Genomic DNA, 22,189 nt, shown 5'->3' on the forward strand with positions numbered 1-22,189 from the left:
AGGCTTTTGGCTTTGGATGCCTCGTTCGATACCGGTCTTTATCAACTTCGAGGCCTTTTGGCCCGAACGCTGGACACAGCCAACTCCTTCATGCGTCGCTTCACTGTGACCGGTTGGCGATACTGGCTGGTGCAGATGCTGTCGGGTGGGCTGACGCTGACGGTCTTTGGGTCCATATTTGCTTTGTCGCTGGCTCTGTCCAACTTTGATTTGACAGAAGGCGGTTTGCCCGAACAAGAAGATTATGCCGTCACTTTTCTTGACCGGTTTGGCAATGAAATCGGCCAACGCGGTATTTTGCAGGATGATTCCTTTGAATTGCAGGACCTGCCCGATCACTTTATCAAGGCTGTTTTGGCCACCGAAGATCGTCGTTTTTTCGAGCATTTTGGCATCGATTTTTTTGGCCTCACCCGTGCGATGATTGAAAATGCGCGTGCAGGCGGCGTGGTTCAGGGCGGATCAACGCTGACACAGCAATTGGCGAAGAATCTGTTTCTCACCAATGAACGCACACTCAAGCGAAAAATTGACGAAGCCTTTCTATCATTGTGGCTGGAAGCGCGCTTGACCAAACGGCAGATCCTGAAACTCTATTTAGACCGCGCCTATATGGGCGGTGGCACCTATGGTATTGCGGCAGCCGCAAAATATTATTTTGGCAAATCCGCGAAAGATATAAATTTGGCTGAAGCAGCCATGCTGGCGGGGCTTTTCAAGGCGCCAACCAACTATGCGCCGCATGTGAATCTGCCAAAGGCACGCGCCCGCGCCAAGGAAGTCCTCGTCAATATGGTGCAAGGCGGCTTTATGACCGAAGGTCAGATTGTCGGCGCCTTACGCAATCCAGCGACACCGATTGATAAAACAGACAGCGCCATTCCTAACTATTTTCTTGATTGGGCCTTTGAAGAAGTCAAGCTTCTTGCTGGCGGCAAACATCGCGTTTTGACGGTCAAAACCTCAATTGACATGACGCTGCAAAAACAGTCAGAGCAAGCTGTTGAACGCCATTTGCGGGACTATGGCAAACAATATGGGGTGAGCGAGGCTGCTGCGGTTCTTATGGAGCCAGACGGTGCCGTCATCGCAATTGTTGGTGGACGCGACTATGGCAAAAGCCAGTTTAACCGCGCGACAGACGCCAAACGACAGCCCGGATCTTCCTTCAAGCCCTTTGTTTATACAACCGCAATGATGAATGGCTACACGCCAAAATCAGTGGTTCCCGATGCACCGATTACCATCGGCAATTGGTCACCCAAAAACTATGGTCGGTCCTACTCTGGCCCAGTTACGCTGACCAATGCTCTGAAACGCTCGATCAACACCATTCCCGTGCGCCTTGCCCAAGCCATCGGGCGGGACAAGATCGTCGAGACCGCCTACAAAATGGGGGTAAAAACAGAATTGATGATAACGCGCTCTCTGCCATTGGGCGCTTCTGAAGTGACCGTAATGGACATGGCAACCGGCTATGCCGTGTTTGCATCTGGCGGCAAAAAGGCCGAAGCACACGCCGTTCTGCAGATGATAGATTCAAAGGGACGGGTGATTTTTGACCGAAAACGCGACGTCAAAGTTGAACAGGTCATTCCTGAAAAAGCAATCGGCTACATGAATGAGATGTTGGTGACCGTTATCGAAGCTGGCACAGGCAGGCGCGCGCGATTGCCGGGCATCAAAGCAGCAGGCAAAACCGGCACGACATCAGCCTATAAAGATGCATGGTTCTGTGGTTTCACCGGCAACTATTCTGCTGCAGTCTGGTTCGGTAATGACAATAGCACGCCCACGAGACGCCTGACAGGCGGCAACCTGCCTGCCATGACATGGCAGGCCATCATGAACTCGGCCCATCAACAAGTTGCGCTTAAACCAATGCCCTTTGTGGAAGATCCCGTTGCTTTTGCAAAGCTGCACTCGCCCAGTCAAGCCGCCGAGGGTGGACGGATCAAGGACCTGAAGGCAAACCGCGGCATTCAACGCCTGACGCCCGAAGTGGTAGTGCAACTGGACAAGCTATCTGGATTGATACGGGTGCCACAAAGCGAACCACGTGTGCAACCATTGCGCCCTTCAGTAGATCAAAACACTGGAGAGAAAAAACCACAAATAGTCTCTGGGCTTATTCCAATGCAACGCCCAGAGAACTCGGGCCTTTTGGACATTACAAAAAACTGGCGCAACAATTAGCAGCGACAATCTCCGCTTAATGCGTCCCGTATGTGACTTATTTAACTGTAATTCGCGTCAGAAAGGCCAAAAACAACAATCTGCAATTGACCTTTAGTAAAATCCCTGTACGGATTGTCATGGTATAGATCGTTAGATGGTCGTTAGATTGCACTTTAATTCAGCATATTCAGCGGGATATTTTCATGTATCAAGCGGGTCTTACTGAAGAACAGATCCAAGGGCTATAACGCGTGCTCCTGTTAAGAGATATCATTCTTTTCATTGTTATCGCAGCGGGTCTGGGCATCGGCAGTGCCTATGTCGCAGTGAATAATGCCGACCGTCTCGAATTGTTCGAAGTGGGGCCGTGGCGCGCATGGCCAAATGCCTCTGGACCGAATGCCAATCCCTATTCAAAAGCAGATCACGCACGCAAAGGGGCGTTACCGTTCGGCTCGGGAGAAGGCTTGGCCTTTGTGGCTATTACGGACGACAACGGCACCCCCCTCGATGGTGCCTGTCAATATCGTGTGCATGGAACAGACCTACCAACGCGGCTTTGGACGCTGTCTTTGATCACCCTTAATGGCAAATTGGTCGACAATCCATCGGCGCGTTACGGCTTTCACAGTCGCAACATCGCAAGGCTTGGTGGCAGTGGCTATGAAATTGTCACGGGGCCAGAAGCGATGGGTGGTAATTGGCTCAGCAGTGAAGTCTCTTCGTCCTTTAAACTTGTTTTACGGTTGTATGAAACACCATTGACCAGTGGTGGAGGCTTTGGTGAGGTCCGCCTTCCCGAAATAGAATGGGTGAGTTGCGAATGATCCGCTTGGCTTTCATACTCGGCGCGGCACTTTTGATGGCGGTCATCATCCATATTGCGACCATTTTTGCGATTCCGTATAATTCCCAGAATGATGTCTGGCATCGTATGCTTTCACTGGGCCCTTTGCATCGCATCCATACGGTATCAGATCCCAAGGAAGCGATTGCATTGTCACAAGATCTGGACCCTGCGTTTGCCTATGGCATTTGTCGGGTGGATTTGACAGATGCGCCCATTCTGCTCAAAGGTAATTTGACAGGGGACTTTTGGAGCCTCAATTACCTAGACCGTCAGGGCCGCAGCCAGTTTAGCGTCACAAACCAGATTTCCGGACCTGTGATTAACGTCGTCTTGGCGACCAGAGGTCAGCAAAGGCTATTGTCTGAACGGCCCGATCTTATTGAGGACACAACGATCATCATCTCCGCGACAGAAAATCAGGGCTTGCTTTTGCTCCGCGCCTTTGTTGCGTCGGAGAGAAATAGAAGCGCGACAGCAGACGCGATCAGCGCCCTCTCCTGTGGACCCTTGTGGCGACAAGACACCCTATAGAATCTGCACCAACAGACAATCAAGAGCGATGAACTGCAGATTGGGCGGCATTGGCAAGGGTATCAATCGGCAGGCTTATTTTACAAGATTGGGGTCTTCCTTGGCCCATTGCCGCCGTGTGTAGCGGGACCGTTTGACATCGCCCTCTGTGTCATCTGTACGAGCATCGCCAAGAGTTCCATTCTGCGCTTCGAATTCGCGAGAAAGCTCTTTCAGCGCCCTGTTGGCTTCTAGCACCTTGGGCGAAGGCGTTTCGATCTCAAGACGTTTTATGGCGTAAGCATAAGCACGCATGCGGAACTGTACCGCACGCCAAACCCAGCCAATAAAACGTCGATTTTCATCGACGCGCGCATAGGCATCCTTCATTTGTCTTGGATCCATATCGGCCAAGCGCCCTAGAGCAGCCATGCGCTCGGCATCCATAGTAACCACGCGTTCTGCCGTTGGAATGAATGCAGCGAAGGCTTCCCGATCCTCATTTATGTCTGTTGTCACTCGGTCGTATCGTACATGGTGGGAGGCGTAACGAGAGGCCCTTAAGGCGCGATAGTAGTATTTGGGTTCAAATGCGGTATCGATGACAGGCGTCAGGCGCGTTCGTTGAGTTTCCGTTAAAACATGCAATCCAACATTGCGAATAGACGGAAAAAACTCCCAAAGGTCAGATGAAATCCAATCCTGAGCGTGAGGCGGCCTGATCAAAACCCATGCCTTGTTGCGCATGGTGGTTTCTTCATCTGTTACATTGAAGTTGGAATATAGTTCGCCATTGAGTTTTGATCGGACTTCCCCGCCAAATTCGAACAAAGAACTTGTTGTACTGCCCCGTTCAGGACGTCCCAAATCCCCATCCATGGATGTGCAAGAGGCAAGCAACACGAGGGCGAGCCCAAAGGGAACCAGAGGCCACGCAAAGGGTCGCTTCAAAGGGTTCTGTAAAATCGGACATTGTTTGTTACTTTCCAATGGCCTGACGGTCCTATCTTGCATGTGCGGAGTTGATCCCCAGGGGGCAACGCGATAAACATTTGGTATCTTATTTCGAATCAAACAAGTGCGATTGTTCCGCAGTTGGCTGCAGAAGCCAAGCAAGTTTGTCTGATGGCTGTTGTTCTGCAAAAAATTGACATGGAGCTGGTGGATAATGCACCCCTCGCCTTTATGGTTAACAACTAATTAAAGTTTGCAGACGAGGATAGCCAGACAAACTCTGCCTGGCGGTAGATTATCAGGGTAAATGCAAGTGGATGCCAAGGCCAATTCATCATTCCACGACAAGATCCAAGAAGGCATCCAAGTGCAGATAGCCCCAACAACGTCAATGCTCGTCGAGGTGACAGAAAATTATCTGGCGTCTCAACAGTTCAATCAACACGCTCAGAAGCGTTTTTCGACGCTCTTTCGTAGCCATCATTCAGCGGCCGATCTTGAGGATCGCATTGCGGCTGCGCACCTTCTGGCTCGTGCAAAGGGTGCTCCGCTTGATGTGTTGATATTGCTATGTTGTGATAACCCCATGGTTTCGTCGCCAATTCTAAAACAGTCTGCAGTGCTGACATGTTCGGAATTGACGACACAGATTTTGCAAGGAACACTGGCTGATCGGCAAGCGATTGCCCAACGGACAGATCTCACACCGGTTTTGATTTCCCATTTGTTGTCTTTTGGCGAAAAACTGGTGGCACAGACTCTGCTTGGCAATAGGGAAACCTTGCCCGGCATTTCAGAAAATCTACTTGGTCGCATGACGCGACTCAGCGAAGCTGATCAAGAGAGAACGGGGCTGAATGTGATGACGCAAGACAAAGGCAAGCTAGACGCATTGGTTTCTTCCATGGAACAAGGCTGGTATGAGCATTACCAACCTGAAGCGAAGGCTGTTGCAACAGCGGAACAGAAAGTCATCGCGACCGCTAACCCAGCCGTTGAACCTGCCTCTCATGACACTGCCCCCGTTGCCGATGCCCATCAGGATTTTCTGGATTCTGAAGACATTGCGTTACTGGAAAAGCTCGGTGGAGCTGACTGGGAACAGCTAGATGATGAAGCCATAGAAGCATTGGCCAGTTCCTTGGCAATAGAAGCCATCTCAGACGCTCAGGACAATGAGCGCCGCTTCGCTTTCACCATTGGTGCCAATGACGCCGACAATGCACGCATTCCGCCACTGGAAGTGCTTGACGAGCATACGCGCCCCGCGACGATATCCTTTGTTGGACAAGACCGAAGCGCCGATGACGATTTGGCAGCCACGGTTGACGCTAAGACAGGTGCAGTCCCAGAGGCTCAAGCCCACGAACTGACTGCCACCGTGTTGGAGCCCACAAATGATGCGTTGCCAGCTGCACATGTTGGAGCCGGCAAAATAGACGCTCTTGATGATGCCTTAGTACAATCACAAGATGCCCTAGTACAGACCGCGCTTAATCGTCCGCTGGATCAACAAGAAGCTGCGGTGCTTTCTGAAAAGTTACAGACAAATCCCAAGTCAGAGCCGACACCCTCTCAGTCCGCGACCAAGCCCGTAGACTCTGATAAAGACAAAACAGAAGACAGAAAACCTCAGATCAAGCTGACCATTCGCAAACGCACCAGCGACGTGGTGAATAAAGAAAAAACATCGGTCACGGACGCTTTGCCAAGCATTGAGCTTTGTTCGGCAACAGAAGACGACTGGCACAAAGCCTTGGATCGTTTGAACCGAGATTTTGATCCGCTTAGCGCTGAGCGCGCAACCACGGGCTTCACCGAAGCAAGTCAGGTGGCAGCAGCCAAACCATCAGCAACCGTTAGCGTCCAATCCCTTCCTGCCCAGACCAATTCTGTCGCAATGCCTACCGCCAAGGTTTTATCGTCCGAAACCACGCTGACCGAACCACGCACTGCGCCCTCACCTGCAAGCGACACCCTTGTTGCTGCCGTTGTTGAGCCACCCAAAAAGTCTATTCAGCTGGAAGTCACCCCCGTTGTTGATGTGACACAGATAGATAAGGCTCCAGTCAAAACTGAGGTCGAAAGTCAGTCCGTCAAACAGGGAACACACGCCCAAGACCACGCCACAGCGGGCTTCATGCCAGACATGGTGTCGTTTGAGGGGCTGGATTTGGTAGAGGCTGTGCCCGATCTACCGTCCGCAACAGAATTGTTGATGAAACAACAGAAAAGCGCGGCCCCCTTTGTCGAAATGGTCGAACCTGTTGAATTGGCCTATATCGAAAATGGCAAAATGGTCTCTATCGATGAGATGCAGTTCGCACCCATGCAGGTGGTGGTCGAACAACTTGCAGCAGAACGTGAGACCAAACGGGAACATCAAACAGCACCGCAGCACATCTCGGCCGATATAGCAGACGTCGATGCTATGTATAAGGCCGAGTTCGGATCTGACAACCAGACGAATAAAATGGCGGATGACATGACAGATCTGCCAGCACTGTCCGGACATCGTGTGGTGGATGTTGAAGAGTTTGCCGAACTCAAAGCGGCGGCGAATATTGATCAAAGCAAACTGACACCAGAAAATGCAGCCGGGCTTGCCCCAATGCCGCCAGCAACACATGCCGCTCCCGCCGGCTGGCATGGCCCCAATAGTTTGCTTGAAACAGCAAATGCATCAGGGCGTGTGACGGGCGTTGCTGATCAATTCTATCAGTATGACGAGGCAACACGACTGGAGCTACTACAGAGTATTTTGGCTGACACATTGGCAACGATGTCGCATCAGAATGACGATACCAAACACAGAGTTATGCTTGAAGAAACCATTGCTCAACAGTTGGTTATGGCCCGATTTGGCAACGACCGCATTCATGTTGCAGACATGATGCACGAGATCTCCGGGCATCGGCGGCTAGACATGACCCGACTGTTGCAGGACAGCGGTGGAGAAGCTCTGGTGGTGTATCTTTATTATATCGGACTGGACGAGAGCAACACTTTGTCAATTTTGCTGCACGGCCCTGATGCGGTGTCACACAGCTATGCCAAGATTGAACAATTGATGACTCTTTATAATCAACTCTATCCGACTGCTGCGGCTAAAATCGTTGAACAATTGTTTGGTGCAGGACGCTTGGTTAAAGCAACGCATATCCCTATCCATGATGATGGAGCGGGGCAATTGTCGCCTCGTTTGCGCGGTGTGGACCGTTCAGACTTTAACAGCAAGGCCAATACCGCCGCACCAGAGTTTGGTCGCCGCACATCGATGCACGACTAATCAACCGGATTTTTTTTAAAAAAACGAGCTATTCTTCGATCACTTGAAGATCGTGAGAGCCGTCAGCGCATTCGGTATCGACAACCCAGAAATCCGCGTCAAATTTTTCTTCTGCCTCCAGTTTATCCATGATGTCAAAGGTGGAGACACCTCGCAAACTGATACAAAAGAGCCGATCCCCATTTTCAACATTGTCTTGCGTGTAAGAGAATTGGCTCGCTGGTTGGTAGAGATCGTGCGTGCCGTCCAGTCTGTCAACACGCACATAGATAGCGCCTGCTTCACGTGCACCTCGACGCATCAGTGCCGAAGGCTTGTTTTTGCCATTTCTCGCACGCAAATAGGCCGATACCCAGATTTCTGATGTTAAACGCATTGGGGTCCTTGATTGTTCCGGTATGGTTTAACCAAGATCGAGATATCCCATGATCATCATTTCCTGAAGCAAGCGATCATTGACCGCACCGGTAACAGGATGGCCGCGACTGCGCTGGAAATCAGCTATGGCAGACCGCGTGCGACTTCCCATCAAACCATCAACACTGAGATTTCCGTAGCCAAAGCGCTGTAAAGCCGACTGGACCTTGGCTAAAATCGGGTCCGCCTTAGGGGCTGCAGGAATGCGTTCAGGTGGAATCGGTCCACTTGCAAGTTGCAGGTTGGTTTCCACAACAGGAGGCTTGACCGCGATTCTTGGCGCGGGAGCTTGGTCAATCTGAGGAGAAGCAGGCTTGGCGCGTGGCAAAATGGCCATCACACGCTTGGCCTCTTGGTCAGTGGTGCCTGAAGCTTCAAGTGCGGTTGTCGCAACCCTATTGGCGGCACTGTCACCGATATATTGTTTGCGCCCAATCAGAATGTCATGCAAGGCAAGACTAACGCGACCTGTGGCCGGCATGCCCATCGCGTCTTGATAGGCAAGGATCGCTTCACGTGTCTGGCTGCCTTCCATGCCATCGAGGGGTCCAACATAATAGCCGGACATTGTCAGCTGGCGTTGAACAGCCAATGTCATTGCTACTTGATCCGCTTGCAGAGCGGCGGCAGGAGTTTTGTTGTTCTGAGCACTTTGATTGGCGGAGATGGTGCCTGTGTTTTGCTGACTGATTGACGATTTCGAGGCGCGATTGATCAATTCGATTTCTGCAGATTTAGGCTGCATAAACAGAGCATTGGCGATGATCGCGGCACTGGTGAGCACCATGACCAATATGCCAACGAGAGCGATTGGGCTGTCCTGCCCCTCATCTTCCCAGCTTTCATAATCGTCATATGTCTCAGACATTGAGTTCAGCCTCATTTTACAGTGTTCCGGACGCGAAAATCATTCAGGTCGACCGGTCATCGATCTTGGTAGTCTATTCTAACAATCAAGCCACTTTGTTACCAGACGCTGCCATTTTGGATGCATCTGTTGGCTCTGATGTATGGTCGATTGTGACCACGGATTCTGGCTCCATTGTGTCCGATATGTCGCCTGGCTTTGTCATATCCAGAGGAAGCGTAACGGAGACCGTTGTTCCCTTGCCGAGCTCACTTTCGATTTCCATGAAGCCATGTTGCAATTCGGCAAGCCCGCGCACGATGGAGAGACCAATTCCTGCCCCTTCATACCGGCGCTGCAAACTATTCTCGGCCTGAACGAATGGCATTCCTAATTTAGGGATGTCTTTCTTGTCAATGCCGATGCCGGTATCACGCACGGTTAGCCGCAAATTTTTGCGATCAACGATGCCGTGGCTATTTTTGGCCCAACCGAGCGTAACAGAAACCTGATCGTCCTTGTCGCTAAACTTGAGCGCATTGGAAATCAGATTTAACAGAATCTGTCGACAAGCCCGTGGATCAACATGCATGTCAGGCACGTCTTCTTCACAGTGGCTATAAAGCGTAATGCCACGCTGATCTGCGTCTGTCTGCATCATTTTGCAGCAGCCCTTGGTCAATTCACCCATGTCAAAATGCTGCGCACTGACCTCGAAATTACCGGATTCAATGCGAGACATGTCCAACAAGGCATTGACCAACTGAAGCAGGTGATGCCCGCCTTTGTGGATCAATTCAGCATACTCACGATTGCGCTCTTCATTGCCAGATGAAAACTCGGGATGGCAGAGGATTTCTGAAAATCCGATAATTGTATTCAATGGTGTGCGCAGTTCGTGCGTGACGTTGGCAAGAAAACGGGTTTTACTTTCGTTGGCTTTTTCCGCTTCTTGTCTTGCCTGTTCGAGCACGAATTGTTGCTTTTTGCGGATCGCAATATCACGCGTCGCCGCAATTGCACCAATCACGTTGCCTTCGTTGTCACACTCTGGTGCGCACTTCATTTCAACCCAACGAAGGGATCCCGTCGTGCGGCTATGTTCCACGTTGGAAAAATTATTTCCAACGCGGGCTGATGAGGCCATACACCGCAATTCGACGGTCACCGTTTCGCGTTGACCCTCTTCCTGATTCATACACTCGGACAAAGCCCGCAGATAAGCTGGTCGGTCCTGTATATGAATGTGATGGAATAACTTATTTCCCAGCATTTGCTGAGGTTGAACTTCAAATAGCGTTTGCACCGCGGCAGAGGCAAATGTCACATCGCCGGAACGGTCATGCCGCGTGATCATATCGGACACCGAATTTGCAAGCGACCGATAGTGAATTTCTTCTGCTTCAATGGTGTGCATGCGGCCACGATGTAGGGATTCAATCCGTATCGCCAACGAACCCGCGTAAACAATCGCCAGAACCACAGAAAGGCTTGCAATCAGCGAGGCGCCCTCAGAATTCTGCTGCATTGGTATCAGCCAACCGGCCATTTCGAACAAACCCACCAAACCCAAGGCTGCCAAACAAATACACAATGCCTGTTTTATAATTCTGCTGTTGCCGGCAAGAGCAACTTCAAGCGGCACAACACCAAGCCAGATTAAATGTGGCGACGTCATGCCACCGGTCAGGCTCGCAATCCAAATGATAAAGGCTGCCGTGAGGCTAGCCGTTAGCAAAAAGGCGTTTGCCAGTTTGCCCGTTTGCGTAAGATACGCGACAGAGAGCAGCGGTGCCAGCATCCAGACAGGCAATATAGAAAGAGACGACGTCCAAGCGGCATCCCCTTCTTCAGCCAGCAATATGATCAATGGCAGCGAGGCAAGCGCTAATAGTCCAACGAGCAAATGCACACCAATGAACACGCTGTGGCGTTTTCGTTCAATGACATTCGCTCTGCACGACTTATGGAGCAAGCCTTCGATGACAAATTGAAATGGAGCGTTTGCTCCAATTGCTTCTTGCACGGTTTAACCTCACCTGACTTGTGACCCGATAGATGAAACCGGCAGGTCACAAAAAATACGCAATACAAACACAGGTTTTCAGCGAGAGCGCCAAAAGGTATTGTTGAGAGTAACTTTGCCATGCAGACTTTTAAGGAACGCTAAAAAATTCGGGCCTCCAACGTCAATCTTGATAGGAAGAAACGTTTTTTGGGGTTTTAGAGCCGGAAAGCCGTTTTATGGTTAACAAACCCCTTCAAAAATATTTCCACGGATCCAATTTCTATAGTTTTTCAGTCTTTTAGAGCTCCATTGTCGCTGTGTGCATTGTTTTTGAGGGTCGCAGAAATGGCAAATAGGCACCATCGAATCCAAACCATGTTCGGTCTGAATCCGCAGAAAACAGCGGCATTTCGACTATGGTTACCGAAGACTTATCAATTGCATTGGATTTGATCCTAATTTGAATCTTTCTTGCAATCGGCTTTTGACATCCTTGCTCTAGTTTCAAATCAACACCGGATGACACGCCACTGCGGCACAAGACGTTCCATCAAGAGATCGCGTCATCTGAACGAACAAACGAAACGGATCCGCGGCAAACCCAAGTGTTGGTGGTTTTAACCGGATTTTGAAAGGGCAATAGCATGTCATTCTTGATCAGAGCAGCGTTTTGGCTCTCCCTGGTCATCCTCATCCTCCCTGCTGATCCAGGGACCGAGGCCAACAAAGAGAGTCTGTCAACAACAGACGCCTTTATCGCAGCGCAGGCAACACTGAGTGATTTCACATCATTCTGTGCTCGCCAACCGGATGTTTGCGCCGCAGGGGAAGTGGCAATCGATAGTTTTTCAGCCAAAGCACGCTATGGCGCAAAACAACTGTATGTCTACTTGGACGGGCAGTCCGAAGACATTGCATCTACAAGCGAAACGGGACTGACTCAAACAGCCGATATTTCGCAAGACCAGACTCTGGATCAACAGCAACTCACGGCACTGGTCCAGGATCTAAAACAATAATTTGAAAAGCCGTCGCACGCTTTTCATCCATTCTTCGGATTTTGCCTCCCAAACGGCATGATCCGATCCCAAGGTCAGAAATTTGAAGCGGTTCCAATTGTCAATCTAATGACAACCACCTCATCACCCGGAACCCTTCATATCCCTGACCGTACTCGTAAGACTAGGCCTGTGGCCGCGCCGAAATGAAATTGCCCTTTCATTTCGGCGCATTCTTTTTTCTTCCCTTTAAGTTTTCTCGACAAGTCTTGCCCCAACACCATCGCTTCGTTAGTGTTCCGCCTGCACAGTAGGCTATCCTGAGAAGCGAGCGAGCAAATATGTCTATATCCATTGACGAAATCATCGACAATTTCTCATATATTGATGACTGGGAAGAACGCTATCGTTATGTGATTGAACTGGGGCGTGACCTAAAGGGATTGTCACCAGAGGCCATGACAGAAGCCAACAAAGTGCAAGGCTGCGTCTCACAGGTTTGGCTAACGACCGAATTATCTGGGGATTCCGACAACCCGACGCTTATCTTCCAAGGCGATAGCGATGCTCATATCGTCAAAGGACTTGTGGCGATTGCTCTCATCACATTTTCTGGCAAAAGCGCCAAGGAAATCCTTGCGACCGATGCTGATGCCATTTTTAACAAGATTGGCCTGCATGACCATTTAACGCCTCAAAGATCCAATGGTCTTCAGGCAATGATTGGCCGCATCAAAACTGATGCGCAAAATGCCTTGTCATAGACAGCCACCTTGGCATTAGAGTTTTGGACGATAGTCATCGGCGCCCCAGTGACGCATGGGCCCGCCTACCGGACCTGAGGCCATATCGGACAGACCATAATGACGAGCCAAACGAGAGAGAGCGAGGGCCAAGATCTGCTTTGCCGAACGTGCGGGCCATTGTCTGGTTCGCTCAATCTCTTCCAGACCTTTCAAAAAGCAGCAAAAGTCGATCAAAGCGCCAGCAAACTCCTCACCGACATAATCAATAGCCTTACGAAATCTGTACTGCGCGCCAAGCGCACTGTCTGAAAGGTCATTGCCGCTTTTCTGTATGCGCGCATTTTTGGAGACACTGCCAACCACCTCCCCCAACCGGTCCCAATTGATCCCCATAGACGGGGCCACCCTGCCCCGCTCAAATTCAGACCGCAAGCGTTCTCCCGCTTCATACTGGCTTGGCGACAGGTAAGCACTGCCATCGCTGCGCTTTTTGCTTGCTAACAAAGCCAAAGGGCTTTCAGCACGGTTCATCATGCGCACGGAGCTCGGCGCTCGATTGCTCTTCACATCACCAGTGGCGGCCAGGGCCTTTATATTTGGTCCATCATGTTCATGGCATGGCGTGGTGATTGTCTCGCGCCTTTGATGTTGTGAGGCATAAATTTGCTCCTCATCTCGGGCCAGTTTCATACGGCGTAACGCTTGCTTGCCAGCAGAGGTTATCCTGATTTGGTTTGCTTTTTGCTCAACAGCGCCGCGTTTGAGCAATCGAGTGAGCAGGTGTGCATCGACATCAACCGGTTTGAGTGTCCGGTTTCTTGCCACCTGCTTCAACAAATGCATCTCTTGCGATGCCAACTCATGGCTCGAGTTGGCGTTGTTTGCCCCTCTCTTGCTTGTCGTCGCTTTGCTCTTGATCATGATGACCTCTTACAAGTGAGAGGTGTTAGCAACATCATGGTCTCCAGAGCGCTTTCCAGACTATTCAGCAGGAGTTCTGTTTCTTCCTTTTCGCGCCTGTCTTCAACAACACCACAAGCATAGGCCACTGTGGTTCTGTCTCTGCAGTAATGCTCCGCTACGTCCTTGAGCGGATAGCTCAGACACACATGCCCGAGATACATGGCAACCTGCCGTGCGAAAGCCACTGTTTTTCGACACCTCGTCCCGGCATGCAGCGCCGAACGCGGCATCCTAAATGTTCGAGCCACCAGTTCATCAACAACAGTTAATGCAGTCAGCGGCATTCCAATCGATTGATCCACGCCTTTTATCGGGGTTGGTCCGCCCTCAAAGGTCTCATTCATTTCAACACCCACATCCATTTTATCACTCCCTCAGCAATACGCCCTTAAGTTGAAATAGGAAAACATACCTCTATCATTACAACCTATGAGGGATTTGAGGATAAATTGATGCTTAAAATTTTGACTTCATTTTGAATATGGCCAACCAAGAACGTTAATATTCGGCTGCTTTTAGCCACTTCCATATTCAAAATTTTGCACACATGCAAATATTGCCATTGCAACTTATGCTCGAGTTTCTTGGCCACGTCATACTGGCACCATGGCTAAGAAAACGATAGCGCTTGAGAAGAGCGCCGGTTTGAGAGTTTCGGCGCGATGCCAAGCTCATCAGACACCCTCCGCAAAAAGTTACAAGCGATCCATCTCCAGCTATAGCGCCAAACCCGATGATTATGGCGGTATCGGATTCGATGAGCAGCCAGAGCGTCCAACCAGGCATGGAGAAAAAGTCTATGACCGAAGGCGTGATCTACCCGGGTTGTTGCATCTATTCCCGGCAGAAATCGACAAATTGGAACAATTGCATTCCAACGCCATCCTAAAACGAATTGTTCTCGCTCTACGAGGAGAAAGAAGTCGCGGCAGAACTGGCCACTGGCGATATTCTCTCGCCCGCCATATCGGCCTCAAACAAGCATTTATGTGGGAAAAAATGCGGCATACCTGCTCCCAACCACCGGCGGCAGGAGTATGCAATAAAAAAGGCAGCCAAAAAGCTGCCTTCTAAATAAATCATCCAAAGAGTGGACACATTAGGCCTTGCGGCGCTGTTGCCCAAGGCCCATTTTTTTGGCCAAATTAGAGCGCGCTTCCGCGTAGCTAGGCGCGACCATTGGATAGTCCGTTGGCAGGCCCCATTTCTCACGATATTCTTCAGGTGAGAGATTATAGTGGGTACGCAGATGGCGTTTTAATGATTTAAATTTCTTACCGTCTTCCAGACAGATAATATAATCTGGCGTAATGGACTTTTTGACGGTCACGGCCGGTTTAGGGGCTTCGACCACTTCTTCAGCAACAGGCTTCTTGGTATCTTCCAGTGCTTTAAAAATGTCACCAATAAGCCCAGACAGATCGTTCACTGGTACTGCATTATTGCTTACGTAGGCAGAAACGATATCGGCGGTCAATTCAATCAACAGGTTGTTGTCTGCATTCTCTGACATTTTGGGGTTGTTCTTTCTAGTTAAATCTCTAGCAAATTATAACCGGGTTTGAGAAACCAGCCGGATTAAGCTCCCGATCTGATTTTTCGGACTCCGTATGCTTTGGCAACAGTGGTAAATGATGTGGCTTTTTACTTCAAGGAGGAATGTAATTTTCTATCAATCCTTGTGGGAAAACGTTAATTTTTAAAAAACTCAGTATTAATACACCGTTCATTCCCAAAATATCTATCTTCAGAAATAAAAGGGGAGTGCGAATTATCGCCCTCCCCTTGAATTTTGTCATACAATCAACTCTGCGCCCGTAAAGGAAGCTCTAATCCTGCTTCGTGCTTGCTCCATATTCATCGATTACTGTGCCCTTCCAAGGCCTTGTGCCTGTAAGATAGGCAACCCGCGCTATTAAGTGGGCAGATACAGGCGCTGTCAGCAAGAAAAAGACAATCCCCGCCAAGGCACGGGTTACGATGCTCAACTCCCCTGAATAAAGAGCCAAAGCAAGAAGAGCGACCCCTGAACCGAGTGTGCCAGCCTTGGATGCAGAATGCATACGGGTGTACACATCGGGAAACCGCATCACTCCGATTGAGGCTGTGAGGACAAATGTCGCGCTAATCAAAAGCAAAATACCAACAAGAATATCGGAAAACATCTCGAACATCATTTGTTCCCTTCGCGTGCTTTTCGGGCATCGGCATCGGCTTGCGCTGCCTGTTTTTTGTCTACGAATTCGGAATCGTCACCATGGTGCAAAACAAACCGAGCAAAGGCGACGGTAGACAAAAACCCGACCAACCCCAATGCGATCGCGATGTCTATATAGAGATAATAGTTGGTTTTAACACCAATGACCGCGATGAAGCCAATCCCGACAGCGACCAGCATATCAAGAGCAACGATGCGATCTGCCAGACTTGGACCTCTGATGATGCGTATGGCTGTTAAGAAGAACGACAGAGCGAGAATAGCCAACGTCACAAGGATGGCCATATCAAGGAAAGAAACAATTTCCATTATCGAAAAGCCTCCATGATTTTACGCTCAAAGCCATTTGCGATGTCGGCGCGCATTTTTTCTACGTCATCAATGGTGACCGCATGAACATAGAGGATCTTTTTGTCCTCAGACACATCCACCGACAATGTACCGGGAGTCAAGGTTATGAGATTGGCCAGTATGGTGATTTCAAAATCCCGATCGGTATTGAGGTGATAGGCGAAGAAACCCGGCTTAAGGTTCAGATTGCGACTGACCGCCAATTTGGCGACTTTGATCGCCGATTTGGCTAGTTCTACCAAGAATAGTCCAATAAGCGATAATATTCGTTTTGCTCTGAACAAATAGCTCATCGTGCCAACCTGTTCGCGGATGACGAACAGGACGATCATTCCCAACACAAAACCGAACAAAAGGTTGGGCTCTGAAAAAGACCCACTCACCGCAGCCCATATCAACGCAAGAAGGATATTGACGAGAAAGAGGTTATTCATCAGCGCGCTCCTTCAGGTTTGGTCTCGGGAAGATCGACAACACCCTCAAGTGAGGTCGGCTCACCTTCCGCGTGTGAATCTTGCTCCTTACCCTCGCCTATATGTGTTTGGCCCTGCATCTGGCTTTGTTTTTGTTCAATCGCCGCACCAAAGACAGAGTCAATGTATTTGTCCGGTTTCAACAAACCGGACGCGCTAGTTTGAGCGATAGAAAACATGGGAGACGGGAATATGCCAATTAATGCGCTCATCAAAACCAGAACTGTCACTGGTACAAAGAGCTTACCTTGGATAGATCTCGCCATTCTATTGAGGGGCGCAGCATCATGGCCGTCTTGTGTGCCAATGGGCCCGCCACGCCAGAAGGCGTGTGTCCAAACCCGCCCCATCGCGATGGTGGTTAAAAAGCCTGAGAGCAAGATCGTGAAGGCGAGCCAATTGTGGTCTTCCCGCAGGCTGGATTCAACCAATGCAAACTTAGCCCAAAATCCCGAGAAGGGAGGCAATCCGGATGCCGCGAAGACCAAAATCAGAAACAGAATGGACAATAGACTGGAGGCTTTGTAGCCCCCACCAAGCTCTGAAAGACGGCTTTTGCCCCCATTCATGCGCATCAAGATGCCTAGGGCCAGATAGAGTGCCGCAATCACCAGGATGGAATGCACCGCATATAAAATAGTGCCGATAAGGGCCGTTTCTGTGCCGACAGCTACTCCGACCAACATAGCGCCGATCCCTGCGACAACCAGATAACCAAGCATACGACGCACATCATTTTGCGCTAGCGCACCCAAAGCCCCAACAATCATCGTTACAGCGGCGATCCAAGCAATGACATCGGTGAGTATTGCCCAGCTTTCCGGCATCAACATCACCAGCGTCCGGATCAAGGCAAAGATTCCAACCTTGGTTAGCAATCCCGCAAAGATGGCAGAGACGACAATATTTGGTGTGTGATAGGACGCAGGAAGCCAGAAATTAACCGGAAATGCCGCCGCTTTCATAGCAAATGCAAGAAAATACAGAGCACCGATGGTTGCCATTGGCGCACTGCCTTCTGGCAGGCTGCGAATTTTGAGGGTAATGTCCGCCATATTCAGCGACCCGAGCGTTCCATATAGATAGCCGGTTGCGATGAGAAACAACGTTGTTGCCATCAAATTGAGCACAGCATATTTGAGAGCACCGTCTATCTGAATGCTTTTGCCACCCAAGATCAGAAGACCGAAGGAAGAAATCAGTAGAACCTCGAACCAAACATAGAGGTTGAAGATATCCCCTGTCAGGAATGATCCACTAACACCAGCCATCAGCAGCATGAACAGTGGATAAAAGCCATATCGCCGGCCTGTATTGGTGATATCGACCAAAGAATAGATACACACCAAAAGTGCCACGATACCGGCAATGGTGGTAAGTGAAGCGCCGAATGCATCCACGGAAAAGGAAATTCCAAAGGGTGGCAACCAGCGCCCCATGGTCATGGTGATAGGCCCCTTTTCGAGCACCTGAGCAAGCAGCAAAAAATCTGCTATCACCAAAAGGGACAAGAAGAAGACAGCAAAATACCCATGGTGTTTGGGCCGCTCTCGGAGCATGAGAATAAACGCACCACCCAAAATCGTAATGATGATCGGTGCGATGACGAGCCAGTCTGACAATTGCGTCGGAGCAACCAGCATTCCTGCAGAAAAATCGACGGCATGTTCGGCATTTCCAGCCATAGTATTCTCCCCTTAATAGCTGACAGGCGGCAGTATCTCGTCCACCGGCTCGGCGACACGCATTTGAACCGTATCGTCCGTACCCAGCTCCTGATAGGCGCGATAGGCCAAAACAAGGAGGAAGGCTAGAAATGAGAAGGAAATCACGATTGCCGTCAAGATGAGTGCTTGGGGCAAAGGATTGGCGGTGATACCGGCTGGGGTCATGGCCTCTGGAGGAATGATAGGCGGCACTTCACGCATTAAGCGACCGGCAGTAAAAATCAGCAGATTTACTGCATTGCCCAGCACAGCAATACCCAAGAGAATGCGGATGATATAACGTGACATCATCAAATAGACACTGACGGCGAAAAAGATACCGACAACAATGGAGAGCATATTTTCCATAATCGTATCTACTCCTCCAGTTTCAGCGCAATAGATGCCAGCGCACCCAGCACAACAAAATAGACACCAAGGTCAAAGAATAACGGAGTGGAGAGCGCAACCTCAACACCCAACAAGGTTGGGAAAGCCCATTGGCTTGTCAGAAAGGGCATGCCTTGCGTGAGCGACACAAGTCCACTGAGCATGGACACTATCAGTCCAAAAGCCGCCAAGCCCAGAGGATGGAAATAAAGAGCCCGCCGGACATTTTGGGGGCCCGCTGCAATGCCATACATAGCAAAGGCTGACGCAGCGATCAGACCTCCGATAAAGCCGCCGCCTGGGTCATTATGCCCGCGTAAGGTGACAAAAATCGAGAAAAGGATCATCAAAGCCGCTAGAAACGGTGCGATAGTCCGGAAAATTAGCGTTCTCATTGTTCCGTTCCTTTCTCACCGCGGCTCGCTCCAGGAAGACCTCTGGTCTCGCCACCATCGCCATCCGCGCTACGGAACCGTTTTGCCGTACCGCGGGTAAGCGTGAGCACAGAAAGTCCGGCAATCATGACCACGGCAATTTCGCCCAAGGTATCCAGACCACGGAAGTCAACAATGATGACGTTGACGATGTTTCTGCCGTGCGCGATGACCCGACTGTAAGATGTGAAGAAATCAGACACATGCCGATCAAAGGCCCCTTGCGTCACCGACATAAGCAGCAATCCAAAGCCTGCTCCAACCAAAACAGCGATGGTTGCGTCTCCCACCATCTGCAATTTTGGGCGACCATCGCGCTCTGCGAGGGAAAGGCGGCTCATCACCAATGCGATAATGACAACGGACAGGGTCTCCACCATAAACTGCGTGAAGCTCAAATCTGGAGCACCAAACAGCAAGAAAATCAACGCCACCGAAAACCCTTGAATGCCCAGAGAAATGATTGCAGTTAGCCTAGAGCGCGCAACGAGAATGGCAAAGAGCCCCACCACAGCAAGGCCTAGAACGGCCCATTCATAGAAATGCATACTCGGAATAGACGGCCAATCTGGCAATTCGTCAAACAGGATCATCGGGGTGAGTAATGTTGCGGCGACGATGGTGAAAGTTACGGCAAGATAGACTTCGAGATTCCCGCCTTGCACCAAACGCGTAAAGCGCGCTGAAACACGGATCAAGCCTGAGATGAAGGTATCAAAGAAGCGATCAGGCCCCTCGCCCATCATACGAATAAAGGTGCCCTTGGTGTTGCGTATTGTTTCAACTTTCAAAAACAAACCTACGCCAAGAACGACGGTAACCAATGACAGCAGCAGCGGCAGATTGAAGTGAACCACCCCCAAGCCAATTGCCAGATGTGTTTCTTGCCCCGTTACGGCATTTGCCATAGGTGACAACAAGCCATGAGCGGTAAAGCTGCCAAAAAGCATAGCCAAGAAACCAAGCAAAGATAGAACCACCGGTCCAAAAATGAGCAAGACCGGCCCCTCATGGGCTTTCTTCGGGGCTTTTTCTTCGCCTAAGAACGGTTTCAGCGCAACCACGAAAGCGGCCGCGAGAAGCATTCCATTGCCAACTACAACCGTTATAGTCAGAATTACGCTCTGAAAATCTGTGCCAATGATGCCTGCGTAGATCTCTTCCTTGGCGATAAACCCGATCATCGGATATATGCCGCTCATTGAAAGAGCACACAGTATCGCTGCATAGAAAGTGATCGGCATCACTTTACGCAACCCGCCCAATTGAGTGACATCTCTGGAGCCGGCTTCATGATCAACCGTTCCGACAATCATGAACAGACCGCCTTTGAACAAGGCATGCGCAAAGAGATAAAGAACAGCGCCAGTGATGGCCGTTTGATTTGATGTACCGACAAGCAAGACCAAAAGCCCCAGAGAAGCGACTGTGGTGTAGGCCAGCGTCAGCTTTAAATCAGTCTGACGCAAGCTCATCCAAGTGCCCATGATCAGGGTCACGCCGCCAACAATTGGCAGAATGGTCATCCAAAGGGTCGTATCACCCAGCACAGGGTGGACGCGCATAAGCAGATACACACCGGCCTTGACCATCGTCGCAGAATGGAGATAGGCAGAAACCGGTGTTGGCGCTTCCATAGCGTTGCGCAGCCAGAAATGAAACGGGAATTGGGCGGATTTTGTAAAGGCGCCACCCAGAACCAACAGCAACATTGCCGTATAGGCAGGATTGTCGCGGAGAACATCCCCGCTGGTCAACAATTGGCTCAATTCCATTGAGCCACCGACTTGGCTCATCAAGATCAAACCGGCAAGCAACGCCAGTCCGCCGCCACCAGTGACCACCAAAGCCTGAAGGGCTGCACGGCGCGACGCTTCATAGCGATGATTGAACCCAATCAGCAAGAAGGACGTGATCGACGTTAACTCCCAATAAAAGAACAACGTGATCAGATTGTCGGCAACGACCACTCCCAGCATAGACCCCATAAACAGAAACATAAAGCTTAGAAAGCGCCCTTGCTCAGGGTGGCCCTTGAGATAGCCACCTGAATATAAAATCACGCATGTGCCGATCCCTGAGATCAGCAAGGCAAAGACCAGACTGAGGCCATCTACAAACAGCGAATACTGGATGTTATATTGCGGCAGCCATGCCAGAGGTGTTGAACGCACAACATTGCCTGCGGCGACGGCTTCGATAAAGCCGCATAAATGAACAAAAATAGCGGCGGGAACCAGAGCTAACAGCCAAGCTGCATTGTGCCCTAACATCCTCTTGGCGAAAGGAGCCACCAATGCAGCAGCAAAGGGGGCGGCCATTGCCCAGTTTAGTCCGTCACTGAATTCAAACGCCATGCGTCAAACCTCATTCAGCTGGTAAGAAAGCCTCTTGGCGCGGGCAGACTCCGCCACAATGGCTGTAATTGGGGTGAACTTAGTCTGGTGGCAGCAAACATCAGGATCAGCGAACCCATTTCATCAAAAGAATATTATGTTCCATCCACTTACCTAAGGGTAAATTATTCTCTATTTTTCCGATATTTATAGCCATATGGGTCTGATTAACCTAAAGCACAATGAATATTATTGTTTATCCAATTGATCACGGAGTATTCTGACGAAAATATTCGGTTAAACGTCACATTTTCACTTACAGACCAGCGCTATTTTGGCTAACTAGATTGTGAATTTGTGTGTAATGACACAACGCATGGCCGCTGATATATCCCATTCATCACATTGACAAATGCATTGTTCTTCTAAACGATTCCGCGTCTTGGGACCATACTCTATCGGTCGTATAGATCATCGTGAGCGCCATCTCTGCATTACTGTTGTTGTTCTATGAGAAAAGA

20 protein-coding genes are annotated in these 22,189 nt (G+C 50.1%); 6 read left to right on the forward strand and 14 right to left on the reverse strand.

The window, feature by feature from the left end:
- Positions 1 to 12: 12 nt before the first annotated feature.
- The 3 genes from C0081_RS13055 to C0081_RS13065 all read left to right on the forward strand — a co-directional run bounded on the left by C0081_RS13055 (position 13) and on the right by C0081_RS13065 (position 3,559).
- Positions 13 to 2,196 (forward strand): transglycosylase domain-containing protein, encoded by a 2,184-nt coding sequence (locus C0081_RS13055; protein WP_245417943.1) that lies wholly within the window; start codon positions 13 to 15, stop codon positions 2,194 to 2,196.
- Between the two features lie 233 nt (positions 2,197 to 2,429).
- Positions 2,430 to 3,005, forward strand: coding sequence for a DUF1214 domain-containing protein (locus tag C0081_RS13060; RefSeq protein WP_101534259.1), 576 nt, complete (start codon positions 2,430 to 2,432; stop codon positions 3,003 to 3,005).
- Positions 3,002 to 3,559, forward strand: coding sequence for a DUF1254 domain-containing protein (locus C0081_RS13065; RefSeq protein WP_146006460.1), 558 nt, complete (start codon positions 3,002 to 3,004; stop codon positions 3,557 to 3,559). The genes C0081_RS13060 and C0081_RS13065 overlap by 4 nt, the downstream gene beginning before the upstream one ends.
- A 75-nt stretch (positions 3,560 to 3,634) precedes the next feature.
- Here the strand turns inward: C0081_RS13065 and C0081_RS13070 are convergent, their stop codons facing one another.
- Positions 3,635 to 4,441: a hypothetical protein gene (locus tag C0081_RS13070; protein WP_180966889.1), complete on the reverse strand. Its 807-nt coding sequence runs from the start codon at positions 4,439 to 4,441 to the stop codon at positions 3,635 to 3,637.
- Positions 4,442 to 4,805: 364 nt separating this feature from the next.
- On the opposite strand from C0081_RS13070, the gene C0081_RS13075 reads away from it, so the two are divergent.
- A complete protein-coding gene (locus tag C0081_RS13075) occupies positions 4,806 to 7,781 on the forward strand; it encodes a DUF2336 domain-containing protein (RefSeq protein WP_210200487.1) in 2,976 nt (991 codons plus the stop codon).
- Between the two features lie 28 nt (positions 7,782 to 7,809).
- Here C0081_RS13075 and C0081_RS13080 read toward each other — a convergent pair whose 3' ends face one another.
- The 3 genes from C0081_RS13080 to C0081_RS13090 form a co-directional block, all read right to left on the reverse strand.
- Complete coding sequence (locus C0081_RS13080) at positions 7,810 to 8,157, reverse strand: DUF1491 family protein (protein ID WP_101534263.1); 348 nt, start codon at positions 8,155 to 8,157, stop codon at positions 7,810 to 7,812.
- Positions 8,158 to 8,184: 27 nt separating this feature from the next.
- A complete protein-coding gene (locus C0081_RS13085; protein ID WP_180966890.1) occupies positions 8,185 to 9,066 on the reverse strand; it encodes a peptidoglycan-binding domain-containing protein in 882 nt (293 codons plus the stop codon).
- Between the two features lie 85 nt (positions 9,067 to 9,151).
- Positions 9,152 to 11,071 (reverse strand): PAS domain-containing sensor histidine kinase, encoded by a 1,920-nt coding sequence (locus tag C0081_RS13090; protein WP_101534265.1) that lies wholly within the window; start codon positions 11,069 to 11,071, stop codon positions 9,152 to 9,154.
- A gap of 626 nt (positions 11,072 to 11,697) precedes the next feature.
- Between C0081_RS13090 and C0081_RS13100 the strand changes: the two genes are divergently transcribed.
- A complete protein-coding gene (locus C0081_RS13100) occupies positions 11,698 to 12,072 on the forward strand; it encodes a DUF5330 domain-containing protein (protein WP_101534267.1) in 375 nt (124 codons plus the stop codon).
- Positions 12,073 to 12,392: 320 nt separating this feature from the next.
- The gene (locus tag C0081_RS13105) at positions 12,393 to 12,815 is read left to right on the forward strand and encodes a SufE family protein (protein ID WP_101534268.1); all 423 of its coding nucleotides are present in this window, start codon (positions 12,393 to 12,395) and stop codon (positions 12,813 to 12,815) included.
- Positions 12,816 to 12,830: 15 nt separating this feature from the next.
- Here C0081_RS13105 and C0081_RS23580 read toward each other — a convergent pair whose 3' ends face one another.
- From C0081_RS23580 to C0081_RS13160, 10 genes are all read right to left on the reverse strand, one after another.
- Positions 12,831 to 13,718, reverse strand: a complete 888-nt coding sequence (locus tag C0081_RS23580; RefSeq protein ID WP_245417944.1) for a DUF6456 domain-containing protein — start codon at positions 13,716 to 13,718, stop codon at positions 12,831 to 12,833.
- A complete protein-coding gene (locus C0081_RS13115) occupies positions 13,715 to 14,122 on the reverse strand; it encodes a helix-turn-helix domain-containing protein (protein ID WP_101534269.1) in 408 nt (135 codons plus the stop codon). The genes C0081_RS23580 and C0081_RS13115 overlap by 4 nt, the downstream gene beginning before the upstream one ends.
- A 737-nt stretch (positions 14,123 to 14,859) precedes the next feature.
- Positions 14,860 to 15,273 (reverse strand): Ros/MucR family transcriptional regulator, encoded by a 414-nt coding sequence (locus C0081_RS13125; RefSeq protein ID WP_101534271.1) that lies wholly within the window; start codon positions 15,271 to 15,273, stop codon positions 14,860 to 14,862.
- Positions 15,274 to 15,589: 316 nt separating this feature from the next.
- Positions 15,590 to 15,937, reverse strand: a complete 348-nt coding sequence (gene mnhG, locus C0081_RS13130) for a monovalent cation/H(+) antiporter subunit G (RefSeq protein WP_425349477.1) — start codon at positions 15,935 to 15,937, stop codon at positions 15,590 to 15,592.
- A complete protein-coding gene (locus C0081_RS13135) occupies positions 15,934 to 16,287 on the reverse strand; it encodes a cation:proton antiporter (RefSeq protein ID WP_101534273.1) in 354 nt (117 codons plus the stop codon). The genes mnhG and C0081_RS13135 overlap by 4 nt, the downstream gene beginning before the upstream one ends.
- Positions 16,287 to 16,763 carry a Na+/H+ antiporter subunit E gene (locus C0081_RS13140; protein WP_101534274.1) on the reverse strand — a complete coding sequence of 159 codons (477 nt, stop codon included), beginning with the start codon at positions 16,761 to 16,763 and terminating at the stop codon, positions 16,287 to 16,289. The genes C0081_RS13135 and C0081_RS13140 overlap by 1 nt, the downstream gene beginning before the upstream one ends.
- Positions 16,763 to 18,487 (reverse strand): Na+/H+ antiporter subunit D, encoded by a 1,725-nt coding sequence (locus C0081_RS13145; protein WP_101534275.1) that lies wholly within the window; start codon positions 18,485 to 18,487, stop codon positions 16,763 to 16,765. Before C0081_RS13145 ends, C0081_RS13140 begins: the two co-directional genes overlap by 1 nt.
- Before the next feature lie 12 nt (positions 18,488 to 18,499).
- Positions 18,500 to 18,877, reverse strand: coding sequence for a Na+/H+ antiporter subunit C (locus tag C0081_RS13150; protein ID WP_101534276.1), 378 nt, complete (start codon positions 18,875 to 18,877; stop codon positions 18,500 to 18,502).
- 8 nt (positions 18,878 to 18,885) lie between these two features.
- A complete protein-coding gene (locus C0081_RS13155; protein ID WP_101534277.1) occupies positions 18,886 to 19,293 on the reverse strand; it encodes an MnhB domain-containing protein in 408 nt (135 codons plus the stop codon).
- Positions 19,290 to 21,689, reverse strand: a complete 2,400-nt coding sequence (locus C0081_RS13160; protein ID WP_101534278.1) for a putative monovalent cation/H+ antiporter subunit A — start codon at positions 21,687 to 21,689, stop codon at positions 19,290 to 19,292. The genes C0081_RS13155 and C0081_RS13160 overlap by 4 nt, the downstream gene beginning before the upstream one ends.
- Positions 21,690 to 22,189 lie beyond the last annotated feature (500 nt).

Origin of the sequence: Cohaesibacter celericrescens, from assembly GCF_002866925.1 — a bacterium.
Taxonomy (GTDB): domain Bacteria; phylum Pseudomonadota; class Alphaproteobacteria; order Rhizobiales; family Cohaesibacteraceae; genus Cohaesibacter; species Cohaesibacter celericrescens.

What these genes read in the sequence shown, in the direction of transcription:
- C0081_RS13065 (WP_146006460.1), top strand. Translation starts at nt 3,002, where the DNA reads ATGATCCGCTTGGCTTTCATACTCGGCGCGGCACTTTTGATGGCGGTC.
- C0081_RS13080 (WP_101534263.1), bottom strand. Translation starts at nt 8,157, where the DNA reads ATGCGTTTAACATCAGAAATCTGGGTATCGGCCTATTTGCGTGCGAGA.
- C0081_RS13085 (WP_180966890.1), bottom strand. Translation starts at nt 9,066, where the DNA reads ATGTCTGAGACATATGACGATTATGAAAGCTGGGAAGATGAGGGGCAG.
- C0081_RS13100 (WP_101534267.1), top strand. Translation starts at nt 11,698, where the DNA reads ATGTCATTCTTGATCAGAGCAGCGTTTTGGCTCTCCCTGGTCATCCTC.
- C0081_RS13105 (WP_101534268.1), top strand. Translation starts at nt 12,393, where the DNA reads ATGTCTATATCCATTGACGAAATCATCGACAATTTCTCATATATTGAT.
- C0081_RS23580 (WP_245417944.1), bottom strand. Translation starts at nt 13,718, where the DNA reads ATGATCAAGAGCAAAGCGACGACAAGCAAGAGAGGGGCAAACAACGCC.
- C0081_RS13115 (WP_101534269.1), bottom strand. Translation starts at nt 14,122, where the DNA reads ATGGATGTGGGTGTTGAAATGAATGAGACCTTTGAGGGCGGACCAACC.
- C0081_RS13125 (WP_101534271.1), bottom strand. Translation starts at nt 15,273, where the DNA reads ATGTCAGAGAATGCAGACAACAACCTGTTGATTGAATTGACCGCCGAT.
- mnhG (WP_425349477.1), bottom strand. Translation starts at nt 15,937, where the DNA reads ATGATGTTCGAGATGTTTTCCGATATTCTTGTTGGTATTTTGCTTTTG.
- C0081_RS13135 (WP_101534273.1), bottom strand. Translation starts at nt 16,287, where the DNA reads ATGGAAATTGTTTCTTTCCTTGATATGGCCATCCTTGTGACGTTGGCT.
- C0081_RS13140 (WP_101534274.1), bottom strand. Translation starts at nt 16,763, where the DNA reads ATGAATAACCTCTTTCTCGTCAATATCCTTCTTGCGTTGATATGGGCT.
- C0081_RS13145 (WP_101534275.1), bottom strand. Translation starts at nt 18,487, where the DNA reads ATGGCTGGAAATGCCGAACATGCCGTCGATTTTTCTGCAGGAATGCTG.
- C0081_RS13150 (WP_101534276.1), bottom strand. Translation starts at nt 18,877, where the DNA reads ATGGAAAATATGCTCTCCATTGTTGTCGGTATCTTTTTCGCCGTCAGT.
- C0081_RS13155 (WP_101534277.1), bottom strand. Translation starts at nt 19,293, where the DNA reads ATGAGAACGCTAATTTTCCGGACTATCGCACCGTTTCTAGCGGCTTTG.
- C0081_RS13160 (WP_101534278.1), bottom strand. Translation starts at nt 21,689, where the DNA reads ATGGCGTTTGAATTCAGTGACGGACTAAACTGGGCAATGGCCGCCCCC.